This window comes from Roseateles sp. GW821-FHT03B02 (genome assembly GCF_059421025.1).
This window is the reverse complement of sequence record NZ_JBWKUV010000001.1, coordinates 207,599-219,208: the sequence shown is the minus strand read 5'-3', so window position 1 is coordinate 219,208 and position 11,610 is coordinate 207,599. Positions and strand designations below refer to the sequence as shown.

General features: G+C 72.2%; 11 protein-coding genes. 7 read left to right on the top strand and 4 right to left on the bottom strand.

Features of this window, described 5'->3' with window-relative positions:
• Window positions 1–84 precede the first annotated feature (84 nt).
• The 5 genes from AC07VX_RS00990 to AC07VX_RS00970 all read left to right on the top strand — a co-directional run bounded on the left by AC07VX_RS00990 (window position 85) and on the right by AC07VX_RS00970 (window position 5,045).
• Window positions 85–1,617, top strand: a complete 1,533-nt coding sequence (locus tag AC07VX_RS00990) for a DUF4331 domain-containing protein (RefSeq protein WP_493163598.1) — start codon at window positions 85–87, stop codon at window positions 1,615–1,617.
• Between the two features lie 11 nt (window positions 1,618–1,628).
• Window positions 1,629–1,901 carry a hypothetical protein gene (locus AC07VX_RS00985; protein ID WP_493163599.1) on the top strand — a complete coding sequence of 91 codons (273 nt, stop codon included), beginning with the start codon at window positions 1,629–1,631 and terminating at the stop codon, window positions 1,899–1,901.
• Window positions 1,898–3,046: a hypothetical protein gene (locus tag AC07VX_RS00980; RefSeq protein WP_493163600.1), complete on the top strand. Its 1,149-nt coding sequence runs from the start codon at window positions 1,898–1,900 to the stop codon at window positions 3,044–3,046. The genes AC07VX_RS00985 and AC07VX_RS00980 overlap by 4 nt, the downstream gene beginning before the upstream one ends.
• On the top strand, window positions 3,043–4,158 hold the full coding sequence (locus AC07VX_RS00975) for a HupE/UreJ family protein (RefSeq protein WP_493163601.1): 1,116 nt from the start codon (window positions 3,043–3,045) through the stop codon (window positions 4,156–4,158). Before AC07VX_RS00980 ends, AC07VX_RS00975 begins: the two co-directional genes overlap by 4 nt.
• Before the next feature lie 122 nt (window positions 4,159–4,280).
• Window positions 4,281–5,045: a PEP-CTERM sorting domain-containing protein gene (locus tag AC07VX_RS00970; RefSeq protein WP_493163602.1), complete on the top strand. Its 765-nt coding sequence runs from the start codon at window positions 4,281–4,283 to the stop codon at window positions 5,043–5,045.
• A gap of 48 nt (window positions 5,046–5,093) precedes the next feature.
• Here the strand turns inward: AC07VX_RS00970 and AC07VX_RS00965 are convergent, their stop codons facing one another.
• Window positions 5,094–5,990 (bottom strand): 5'-nucleotidase, encoded by an 897-nt coding sequence (locus tag AC07VX_RS00965; protein ID WP_493163603.1) that lies wholly within the window; start codon window positions 5,988–5,990, stop codon window positions 5,094–5,096.
• A 70-nt stretch (window positions 5,991–6,060) separates the two neighbouring features.
• On the opposite strand from AC07VX_RS00965, the gene AC07VX_RS00960 reads away from it, so the two are divergent.
• Together AC07VX_RS00960 and AC07VX_RS00955 are read left to right on the top strand one after the other, a co-directional pair.
• Complete coding sequence (locus AC07VX_RS00960; RefSeq protein WP_493163604.1) at window positions 6,061–7,326, top strand: hypothetical protein; 1,266 nt, start codon at window positions 6,061–6,063, stop codon at window positions 7,324–7,326.
• Window positions 7,323–8,408 carry a serine/threonine-protein kinase gene (locus tag AC07VX_RS00955; RefSeq protein WP_493163605.1) on the top strand — a complete coding sequence of 362 codons (1,086 nt, stop codon included), beginning with the start codon at window positions 7,323–7,325 and terminating at the stop codon, window positions 8,406–8,408. Before AC07VX_RS00960 ends, AC07VX_RS00955 begins: the two co-directional genes overlap by 4 nt.
• On the opposite strand, the gene AC07VX_RS00950 is transcribed toward AC07VX_RS00955, so the two are convergent.
• From AC07VX_RS00950 to gspE, 3 genes are read right to left on the bottom strand one after another with little or no spacing between them, the layout of a single operon-like run.
• Window positions 8,371–8,961: a DUF8692 domain-containing protein gene (locus AC07VX_RS00950; protein ID WP_493163606.1), complete on the bottom strand. Its 591-nt coding sequence runs from the start codon at window positions 8,959–8,961 to the stop codon at window positions 8,371–8,373. The genes AC07VX_RS00955 and AC07VX_RS00950 overlap by 38 nt on opposite strands.
• The gene (gspF, locus tag AC07VX_RS00945) at window positions 8,958–10,169 is read right to left on the bottom strand and encodes a type II secretion system inner membrane protein GspF (RefSeq protein WP_493163607.1); all 1,212 of its coding nucleotides are present in this window, start codon (window positions 10,167–10,169) and stop codon (window positions 8,958–8,960) included. The genes AC07VX_RS00950 and gspF overlap by 4 nt, the downstream gene beginning before the upstream one ends.
• 6 nt (window positions 10,170–10,175) lie before the next feature.
• The gene (gene gspE, locus AC07VX_RS00940; protein WP_493163608.1) at window positions 10,176–11,600 is read right to left on the bottom strand and encodes a type II secretion system ATPase GspE; all 1,425 of its coding nucleotides are present in this window, start codon (window positions 11,598–11,600) and stop codon (window positions 10,176–10,178) included.
• Between the last annotated feature and the right edge of the window lie 10 nt (window positions 11,601–11,610).

The following is an 11,610-nucleotide window of genomic DNA, read 5'->3' as shown; positions in this document are numbered from 1 at the left end:
GTCACATCGGGTGAATCCGAGGGGTGGGCTGGCGACGTAACACCGCGCAGATGCCAAGCCGGCATCGCCACTCAGGATGCCTCCATGCAAGCTCGACTCACCCGCAGCGCCCTGGGCGCCGCGCTGCTCTGCCTGGCCGTTGCGGCCCAGGCCTCCAGCCACCGCGAAGCGCCCTTCATCACGACCGTGCCCAAGGTCGACGCGACGGACTTCTACATGTTCCGCAGCTACGAGGCCGGCCGCGACGGCATGGTCACGCTGATCGCCAACTACCAGCCCCTGCAGGACGGCTACGGCGGCCCCAACTACTTCTCGATGGACCCGAACGCGCTGTACGAGATCCACATCGACAACAACGGCGACGCCAAGGAAGACATCAGCTTCCAGTTCCGCTTCAAGAACAAGCTGGCAGGAGACGGGAAGGGCGTGGCGCTGACGGTCGGCGGCAAGTCGGTCAACATCCCGCTGATCCAGGCCGGCGCGGTGGCCAACGTGAGGGACGCCAACCTGCAGCTCAACGAGAGCTACACGCTCACCGTCGTGCGCGGCGACCGCCGCAGCGGCACGGCCCAGGCCGTGACCCACGCGACGACCGGTGCCACCAGCTTCGACAAGCCGGTCGACAACATCGGCAAGAAGACCATCGCCGACTACGCCGGCTACGCTGCCAAGCATGTCTACCCCGTCGCCATCCCGGGCTGCGCGACGCCGGCCCGGGTCTTCGTCGGCCAGCGCCAGGACCCCTTCGCCGTCAACCTCGGCACCATCTTCGACCTCGTCAACGCGCCGGTCTCCGTCATCACCGACCCCGCGCTGATCAATGCCGCGCCCAACACCATCGGCGACAAGAACGTCACCACGCTGGCGCTGGAGATCCACAAGGACTGCCTGAAGTCCGCCAACGACGACGTCATCGGCGGCTGGACGACGGCCAGCCTGCGCCAGGGCCGCCTGCTCGACCCCAAGCCCGCCAGCGGCCACCAGGCCAGCGAGAAGGCCGGCGGCGCCTGGGTGCAGGTCTCGCGGCTGGGCATGCCGCTCGTCAACGAGGTCGTCATCGGCCTCAAGGACAAGGACAGGTTCAACGCGTCCAAACCCAAGGACGACGCCCAGTTCGCCGACTACGTCACCAACCCGACGCTGCCGGCGCTGCTGGAGATCGCGCTGGCCCTGCCCAACACGGCACCCACCAACTTCCCGCGCATGGACCTGGTCACCACCTTCCTGACCGGCATCAAGGGCGTCAACCAGCCGGCAGCGGTCACGGCCTCGGAAATGCTGCGCCTGAACACCGCCATCCAGCCCGTGCCCTTCGCGCAGCAGAACCGGCTGGGCATCGTCGGCAACATCCTGGCCGGCGGCAGCGACAACGCCGGCTTCCCCAACGGCCGCCGGCCCAAGGACGACGTGGTCGACATCTCGCTGGTGGCCGTGATGGGCGGCCTGTGCGTGGCCAACGGCGACACCGACAAGCTCGGCTTCGGCGCCGCCTGCAAGCCCGCCGCCGTGCCGCTGGGCGCCACCGCCTTCAAGCTGCACGACGCGGTGGACCAGGCCGTCGTGCCGCTGCTGCCGGCCTTCCCCTACCTCAACACGCCCATCCCGGGCACCAAGTGAAGGAGGCCGCCATGCTGACCCGCAAGACCGCCGCGGCCGCCACCGGCGCCGCCCTCGTGCTGGCCGCCTGCGGCGGCGGGGACGACGCCATCGTCATCGACTCGCCGCCGCCCCCGCCGCCGCCAGTCGTCATCACCGCCTTGCCCGACGGCGCCGTGGGCTCATCCAGCGCGCTGGTGGGCTACCTCAAGGTGCAGAAGGGCGACGACGAGACGGGCGAGGCGTTGACGTTGCCGTCCGTGGACGTCGCGGCCAGCGAGACCGAAGAGCCGCAAAGCCTGTGAAGCGACTCATCGCGTTGCTGCTGGCGCTGCCGCTGGCCGTCACGGCCGAGCCCTTCGTGCCGAAGGACGATGCCGAGATCGTGCAGCGGCTGCCTTACCGCGTCGATGCCGCCGAGCGCGCCCGCCGTGCAGCCCTGGCGCGCGACCCGACCCAGCTGCCGCTCGCGACGGCCGCCGCCCGCGCGGCGCTGCAACGCGCCCGCGTGCATGGCGACCCGCGCGAGCTCGGCGCCGCGCAGGCCGCGCTGGCACCATGGTGGACCCGGGTCGATGCGCCGGCCGAAGTCGTGCTACTGCGCGCCCGCGTGCTGCAGGCGCGGCACGCCTTCGACGTGGCCCTGGCCCAGCTGCAAGGCCTGCTGATGCGTGGCGACCTCGCGCCCGAACACCGCGCCCAGGCGCTGCTCGACGCCGCCGCCCTGCACCAGCTGCGCGCCGAGCTTCCCGAGGCCCGCGCACTGTGTGAGCAGCTGCGGCCGCTGGCAGCGCTGCCCGCCGCGGCCTGCCTGGCCGAGCTGGCCGGCCTGTCCGGCGAGGGCCGGGCCGCGGCGCGCACGCTGGCCCAGCTGAGTCCTGGCCGCACCATCGCGCCGTGGCTGGCGCTGATGCGCGCCGAGCTGGCCGAGCGCCTGGGTGACGAAGCCGCGGCGCCGGCCCTCTACCGCACGGCCCTGGCCGGCGAGGACGAGGTCTACACCCGCGCCGCGCTGGCCGACTGGCTGCTGGCCCGCCAGCGCGCGGCCGAGGCCCTCGCTGTGGTCGAAGGCAGCGCCGACGCCGAGGCCGATGCATTGCTGCTCCGCCAGGTCATCGCGCTGCGCCAACTGGGACGAGATGCTTCGGCCGCCACGGCCCGCCTGCGCGAGCGCCTCGCGGCCGCAGACCGCCGCGAGCCGGGCAAGCATGCGCGCGAACAGGCCCGCTTCGCCCTCGACGTGGAGGCACAGCCGCGCGAGGCCCTGCGCCTGGCGCGGCTGAACTGGGCCCTGCAGCGCGAGCCCGCCGATGCCCTGCTGCTGCTGCGTGCCGCCCAGGCCGCCGGCCGCGACGGAGACGCCACGCGTGCGGCCCTGGCCCGCGAGCTGCGCGGCAAAGGCTGGCAGGATGCTCGCCTCGCCGTTCACGACCGGAGCTTCCTGCCTTGATCCGTTGCTTGCTGTGGCTGGCGCTGCTGCTCGGCGGGGCCGCCCAGGCCCACCAGGCCAGCGAGGCCTACGTCAGCTACCGCGTTGACGGGGAGGGCGGCGCGGCCGTGGAGCAGCGCCTGGACATCGCTCTGCGCGACCTTGACCGCGACCTCGCGCTGGACACCGACGGCGACGGCCAGCTCAGCTGGGGCGAGGTGCGCGCGCGCTGGCCGGCCATCGAGGCCCTGGCCGCCGAGGGCCTGCGCTTCACCGCCGACGGCGCCGCCTGCACCCCGCAGGACCGTGCCCCGGCCCAGCTCGAAGAACACAGTGACGGCATGCACGCCGTCCTCGTCAGCCACTGGCGCTGCCCGGCCACCGTACACGAGCTGGCCATCGACTACCGCCTGTTCGCGCGCACCGATGCCGCGCACCGCGGCCTGGCGCGTCTCGTCGGCGCGGCGGGCGCCCCCCTGGTGCTGGTGCCCGGCGCTGGCCCGCAACGCCTGAGCACCGAGAGCCGGGGGCTGGCAGGCTTCGTCGCCCAAGGCATTGCCCACATCGCCGGCGGGCTGGACCATGTGCTCTTCCTCGTCACGCTGCTGCTAGTGGCTGTCTGGCTGCATGACGGCGGCGGCTGGGCGCCGCGCGACAGCGCCCGCAGCGCCTTGGCCGAGACGCTCAAGCTCGTCACGGCCTTCACGCTGGCCCACTCGGTCACCCTCGGCCTGGCCGCCAGCGGCGCCATCGATCCGCCGACCGCTGCGGTCGAGTCGCTGATCGCGCTGACCGTGCTGCTCGCTGCGCTCGACAACCTGCGCCCCTTCGTGCCCGGGCCGCGCTGGTTGATGGTGGGCCTGTTCGGCCTCGTGCACGGCATCGGCTTTGCCGGGCCGCTGAAGGACCTGGGCCTGCGCGGGCGGGAACTCGTGCTGCCGCTGCTGGGCTTCAACGTCGGCGTGGAGCTGGGGCAGCTCGCCGTCGTCGCGCTGCTGCTGCCGCTGGCCCTGCTCCTGCGCCGGCAGCCGGCCTATCGGCGCTGGATCGTGCCGGGCGGCTCGGGCGCCATTGCGGTGCTGGCGCTGCTGTGGTGCGTGGAGCGCAGCATGGCGGTGCAGCTGCTGCCCTGATGTGACAAACCCTCCCCCGGGATCGCGGGGGGGCGGGTGAAATAGCGGGTCACTGTCATTGACCGTTTTTGACGGGTTAGTAGAGTCGCGCCGGTCTTGTCATCCGCCCGGAGAAATTGCACATGTCTTCCAAGCTTCTCGTCGCCTCGGCCGCTCTCGCGGCCGCCATGTCTGCCCAGGCCGCTATTTCGGTTTCAAGCGCGGCGTTCACGTACAGCCAAAGCTTTGACAGCTTGTCGGCCACAGGCACCGCCAACGCCTGGATCAACGACTCGACGCTCGCGGGCTGGAGCCTGTTCAACGGCGCGACTGCCCTCACCACCTACCGCGCCAGCACCGGCACCGACAACGCCGGCGCCGTCTACAGTTTCGGCACGACCGCCGAGCGGGCGCTGGGCACCGCCGCCAGCGGCACCGTGGCGAATCCCACCCTGGTCTTGTCCCTCACCAACACCAGCGGCAGTAACCTGGACAGCTTCACGCTGCGCTATGACGGCGAACAATGGCGCAACGGCGGCAATGTCACCGCGCAGAAGCTCACCGTGCAATACGGTTTCGGCAGCAGCTTCGCCACTGCAGTCTGGGTTTCGGCGCCCGCGGCCTTCGAAGTGAATTCGCTGGTCAACACCGCAACGGCTGCGGCTGTGAACGGCAACGGCGCCGGCCTGAGCGCCGGCCTGGGTGGCACGGTCAACACGACCTGGGCCGCCGGCGATACGCTGTGGATCCGCTGGAACGATGTCAATGACGCCGGCAACGACCATGGCCTGGCCATCGACAACCTCAGCCTTAGCGTCACCGCCGCCGTGCCGGAACCCGGCACCTATGCCATGCTCCTGGCCGGCCTGGGCGCCGTCGGCTTCATCGCCCGCCGCCGCCGCGGCTGATCCGCCGGCTGCAACCGATCAACGGCCCCTTGCGGGCCGTTTTTTATTTCAGTCCGCCGCGACGCCCATCGCCACATGCCCCGCCGGCACATGGGCCGCGGCGCTGGCGATGTGGCCGGCCTGGTCGTCGAAGAAGAAGTCGGGCTCGAACTCGCGCAGAAACTCGCCCTTGGCCAGGCCGCCGAGGAACATGGCCTCGTCGACCTCGATCTGCCAGTCCATCAGCGTGCGGATGGCGCGCTCGTGGGCCGGCGCGCTGCGCGCCGTGACGAGGGCCGTGCGCACCCTCATGCCGCCGCCCGGCGCCTGCTGCAGCCGGTGCAAGGCCTCCAGCACCGGCTTGAACGGGCCGGCCGGCAGCGGCAGGTGGGCGCGCGAGGTCTCGTGAGCCTGGAAGGCCGCCAGGCCGTCGCGCTGGAAGACCTGCTCGGCCTCGTCCGAGAACAGCACGGCGTCGCCGTCGAAGGCGATGCGCAGCTCCTTCGGGTGGGCGGCCGACGCGCGTGCCGCCTCAGGCATCACGCGGGCGGCGGCCACGCCGGCCTGCAGCGCCTGGCGCACGTCGGCCTCGTTGGTGGAGAGAAAGAGCTGGGCCGACAGCGGCCGCAGATAACGCCACGGCGACGCGCCACGCGTGAACACGCCGCGCTCGATGGGCAGACCGTAATGCCGGGCCGAGCGGAACACGCGCATGCCCGAGATGGGGTCGTTGCGCGACAGCACCACCACCTCCACCTGGGGCGCACCGCCCGCGTTGAAGGCCAGCAGCTTCTCCACCAGCGAGAAGGCCACGCCGGGCGGCGCCGGCTCGTCCAGCCGCTGCTGCTGCAGGGCCATGTAGGCATGGTCGTCGCCGGCTTCGAAGACCTGGTTCTCGGCCTCGAAATCGAAGAGGGCGCGCGAGGAGATGGCGACGACGAGCTGACCGGAGAGCGTGGCAGGCATGGCGGTCGATGATAGACAGCTGGCGCGGCGCACGGCCTTCACAATGCCGCCTGTCCACTCGGGGAGGATCATGAAGATCGGACAGTTTTGCGGCGCGATCGGCCTGGCCATGGCTGCCGGCCAGGCGGCGGCCGAGCCATCGCCCGCACTGGCCCAGGCCGAGGCCGACCTCGCGCGCGCCACGCTGGTGGCCAAGCCCGGCTTGGCGACGGCCACGGCCCAGCTTGCGGCTTTGCGCAGGCATTTCGCGCTGACGCCGTCGCTGCATGCCTGGGGCGACCACGCCGGCCTGCTGGAGCAGCTGAAGATCCGCGGCGATGGGCAAGGCGACCCCGAGGCGCCGGCCATGCGCAAGCTCGTCGCGGCCGAGTTCGAGCAGTCGCGCAGCATGCGCGCGGCGCTGAGCCGCGACTTCGGCAAGGCCCCCGCCGAGGTGCTGGCCCATCCGCCCAGCACCGCCATCAACGTGCAAATCGCCGCGCGCAGCAGCAAGGAGTTCAGGCTGGACCCCGCGCGCATGACGGCCATGGGCCTGGGCCGCTGGGGCGGCCGGGCACCGGGCGCGTCCTTCTTCAAGCCCGACATGCTGGTGGCGGGTTTTGCCGGCGGGCCCCTGGTGAGCCGTCTGCGCACCCGCGACCCCGAGGGCGTGGTCTACAGCGTCCGCTACGACGCGCGCAGTGCCGCGGCCCTGGCCGACCTGTACGAGATCGCCAAGGCGCGCGGCCTGGCGGTGAAGGCGAGCTGGCGCGACGGCGAGCGTGCCGACCTCAGCGGCTCGCTGACCAATGGGCGGGGGCGCGTGGACCAACTCGCGCTGACGCTGCGCCTGCCGGTCTGGATCGCCACCGAGAAGGGGCTGCTGCCCGGCGTGCTGCGCAACGCCAGCTATGGCAGCGACGCCTGTGGCGCGAGCGACAAGCCGGAGGACTTCAGCAGCCAGGCCGAGATCGTGCTGGCCCAGCCCGCGCGGTCGCCCATCCTCGCCGTGTTCGCGACGACGGCCGCCGTGGATCCCGCACGTGCCCGCGTGCTGCCGCAGCGCGAGACGCGGCTGAGCGGCCCCGGCTTCATGGGCACGCTGACGCATCGCGTGGATGCCGGTATCGACCTGGACGGCGACAGCGTGGTCGACCTGCGCACCGTCGTCAGCGAGGACCAGGAGGTCGGCCAGGCGCCCTGGCTGGATCCGGCGCGGGCGCTGGCCCAGGCCTGGCGGCCGGATGGCATGCGCCAGGCCGCGGGCTGGTATGCCCAGAACCTCTACCAGCTCGAAGCCAACGAGCAGGGCTGGTGGCGCGTGCTGTCGCGCTACAACCTGGTGACCTGCACATGAGGCGGCTGCTGACCTTGCTGCTGGGCGGCGTGCTGACCGCGTCCGCACCTGCGGCGACGCTGGCCGAGGCCCAGGCCGACTTCGTGTCGACCCTGAGAAACCATGGCAGCCAGAACCCGCCGGGCGTGGGGGCGCTGAGCTTGGTGGGGCTGCGACAGGTCTGGCCCTGGTGGCCCGAGTTCCATGGGTCGCCGGCGCGGGCCGGCAACCATGACGCCTTCCTGCCCGCCTCCCAGCAGCCGGTGGCGCTGCCGGACTGGGCCCGCGCGCCGCTGGCCGCCTGGGTCGCCGCCCAGGGCTGGCCGGCTGACCCGAAGGCCGCTGCGCGCGAGCCGCGCTGGCAGTCGGTGGCCGAGCTGAAGCCGGCCACGCCCACGGCCTTCGTGGTGGCCGGCCCGGCGGTGAAGGACGGCGTGGCGAGCTACCGCCGCGAGGGCGGCGAGACGGTCGCGCGGTTGGGGCTGGACGACGGCCTGGCGGCCCAATGGATGGTCGTCGCCAAGACGCTGGGCTGGGGCGTGCAGCTGCGCATGCGCGAGGCGCCAGCGCCGGAGGAATACGCGGAGGTTGTCGTGCGCGCCGCGTTCGACACGCCCGCCGGCGCGCCACGGGTGTGGCTCGTCAGCCCCGGTGGCATCAGCGAGGCGCGGCTGCACCGCCTGCACTGGGGCGGCGTGGGGGCCGGCTGTGAAAGCTGGATCGAGCTGCGCTGGCCCGGCACGGCCGAGCCGGCCGTGTGGGCCTTGCTGGCGCTGGCGGAACCGGCCTGGGCGGCGGGCGCCAGCGTGCAGCGGCTTGCGGCCAGGCCGGGTGAGATGGAGGCGCAGCGCGGCGAGCTGCGCCTGGCCCTGCCCGCAGCGCCCGGCCTGCCGCCGCTGCGCCTGCGCGCCAGCCGCTACGAGTTCCACTCGGCCGACCTGGAGGCCGAGCCCGACGGCGCCGGCATGCAGCCGATGGTCAAGCGTGGCGAGGCCTGGGGGCTGCGGGCCTGGACGGAGGTCGTCATCGCCCAGCCGCGCGAGGCCTGGGACACGCCGCCGCCGCTCAGCGCCTCAGGGTCGCCGCGCTGCCCAGTTCGCTGAACAGGCCGGCCAGCAGCAGCGTCTCGGCCAGGGCTTCCAGCCACTCCTCGACGATCTGCATCGCGACGGTGTCGAAGGCCAGGTCCAGCGCGATGGCGGCGGCGCCGGCCAGCAGCGCCGCGACGGTCCAGCGCCGCAGCGTGCGGCCGCTTTCGATCCAGACGACGCGCAGCAGCACCAGGCCGCCGATGGCGTAGACGAGGATGACGCCCTGGGCCCAGCGGTGTGGCCAGCCGAGGTCGAACTGCAGCCAGTCCTGCACGGCCTCGTGGGCCATGAAGCGCTCGTCCAGCGCGGCGGCCACGATGGCAATCGCCAGCAGCGCCCAGCCGCGCACGGCACTGCGCCGGCTGCCTACGGCGGCATGCACGCAGGCCAGCGCACCCGCCGCGGTGGCGTTGGCCATCAGCAGCGAGGCCTGCCACCAGCCCAGCGGCGCGTCCTCCACAGCAAATGCCAGGCCCCAGTGCGGCCACCAGCGCCAGCCCATCCAGGCGACGACGGTGGCGCTGATGGCCAGCACCCCCAGCGAGCTGGCGGCGGGGCGCCTCACTTGACCCAGGTGTTCAATTGAATGATGGGCAGCAGCACGGCCAGTACGATCAGCAGCACGACGGCACCCATCGCGACGATGAGCAGCGGCTCCAGCAGCGTGGCCGCGGCCATCGAGCGGCGCTGCACCTCCACGCTGAGCTGGCGGGCGGCGCGGCCCAGCATGTCGGGCAGTTCGCCGGTCTGCTCGCCCAGGCGGGCGAACATGGCCAGGATGCCGGGGAAGCGCTTCTTGCCGGCCAGGGCCGAGCCCAGCGGCGCGCCCTCGCGCACCATGACGAGGGCGTCCAGCGCGTCGGCCTGCATGGCGCGGTTGGAGAGGGTCTCTGCCGCGGCCTGCAGCGCTTTCAGGATGGGCACGCCGGCGCCGGCCAGCATGGCCAGGGTGCCGGCGAAGCGCGCCGCGTTGTAGCCGCGGGCGAGCCGGCCGAGCAGCGGCAGGCCGAGGATGGCGGCGTCGAAGCGCAGCCGGAAGGCGGGCGCCTTGAGCGCGTAGCGCAGCGCCACGCCGCCGGCGATCAGCGCCGCCAGCATGGCCCAGCCCCAGGCGCGCACGAAGTCGCTGAAGGCCAGCATCGCGATGGTCAGCGCAGGCAGCGTGCGCTTGGAACTGGTGAACACGGTCGCGATCTGCGGCACGACATAGGTGACGAGGAAGATGACGATCAGCACCGAGATCAAGGACACGATGGCCGGGTAGGCCATCGCGCCGACGAGCTTGGCCTTGAGGTCCTGGCGCTCTTCGAGGTCGTCGGCGAGCTTCTCCAGCACCTGGCCCAGCGCGCCGCTCTGCTCGCCGGCGGCCACGACGCCGCGATAGACCTCGTCGAACTCGCGCGGCGCGGCGGCCAGGGCGCGGGCGAAGGCCGAGCCGGCATTGACCTCGGCCTTGAGCTGGCTGATGAGCTCGCGCTGGCGGCTGTCTTCGCTCTCATCGGCGAGGGCCGTGAGGGCCCGCTCGATGGGCAGGCTGGAGCCGACGAGGCCGGCCAGCTGGCGCGTCCACACGGCCAGGGCCGTCGGGCTGAAGACGCGGCGCGTGAAGCGGCTGCCTTCCTGCGCGCCGTGCTGCTGCACGGTCTCGATGGACAGCGGCGTGAGGCCCAGAGCGCGCACGGCGGCACGGGCGGAGCGCGGGTTGTCGGCCTCGATCAGGCCGCCACTCTGGCGGCCGGCGTCGGTGAGGGCTTCGTACTTGTAGGCCGGCACGGTGGATCAGTCCCGCGTGACGCGCAGGACTTCTTCGAGCGAGGTCACGCCGGCCGCAATCAGCCGCTCGCCGTCTTCGCGCATCGAGCGCAGGCCGGCGGCCTGGGCGGCGGCCAGCAGCTCGCTCTCGGCGGCGCGGTTGTGGATGAGACTGCGCACGGCGTCGTCCGCCACCATCAGCTCGTAGACGCCGGTGCGGCCCTTGTAGCCGGTGTGGCCGCAGGCCTCGCAGCCGACCGGGTGCCAGTGGCCGGCCTCGTCCTGCTTCTTGCAGACAGGGCAGAGGCGCCGCACCAGGCGCTGGGCCAGCACCCCGAGCAGGGAGCTACTGAGCAGGAAGGGCTCCACGCCCATGTCGGTCAGGCGCGTGACGGCGCTGGGCGCGTCGTTGGTGTGCAGGGTGGCCAGCACCAGGTGGCCGGTGAGCGAGGCCTGGATGGCGATCTGCGCGGTCTCGTAGTCGCGGATTTCGCCGATCATGATGACGTCCGGGTCCTGGCGCAGGATGGCGCGCAGGGCCTTGGCGAAGGTCAGGTCGATCTTGCCGTTCACCTGCGTCTGGCCGATGCCGGGCAGCTCGTACTCGATAGGGTCTTCCACCGTCAGCACGTTGGTCGTGCTGGTGTCCACGGTCTGCAGCGAGGCGTAGAGCGAGGTCGTCTTGCCCGAGCCGGTCGGGCCGGTGACGAGCACGATGCCGTGCGGCTGCTGCACCAGCTTCTTGAAGGCGCTCAGTACCGCGCCGTCCATGCCCAGGCCTTCCAGCGTGAACTTGGATTCGCTCTTGTCCAAGAGTCGCAGCACCGCGCGCTCGCCGTGGGCCGAAGGCAGTGTGGACACGCGCACGTCGATGGCGCGGCCGCCGATGCGCAGCGAGATGCGGCCGTCCTGCGGCAGGCGCTTCTCGGCGATGTCGAGCTCGGCCATGATCTTGAGCCGGGAAATCAGCGCCGCGTGCAATGCCCGGTTCGGCTGCACCACCTCGCGCAGCGTACCGTCCACGCGGAAGCGCACCGAGCTGCTGCGCTCGTAGGGCTCGATGTGGATGTCGCTCGCGCCGTCCTTGGCCGCCTGCGTGAGCAGCGCGTTGAGCATGCGGATGATGGGCGCGTCGTTGGCGGCTTCGAGCAGGTCTTCCACGGCGGGCAGGTCTTGCATCATGCGGGAGAGGTCCACCGCGCTCTCGACTTCGCCCACCACCACGGCCGCGCTGCTCTCGCTGCCAGCGTAGGCCGCGTTGATGCGCTCGGCCAGCGACGCGGCGGCCTCGGACTCCAGGCGGTCCACCGCATACTGTCGCTGCACTTCGGACAGCGTCGCCCAGCCCACCTCGGGCGGCGCCCACAACGTCAGCAGGCTGCCGTCGTCCTCCAGCAGCACGGTGTTGGCCTTGGCGAAGGCATAGGGCAGGGGGTGGCGGGTCGCGGCCATGGACTTGGGG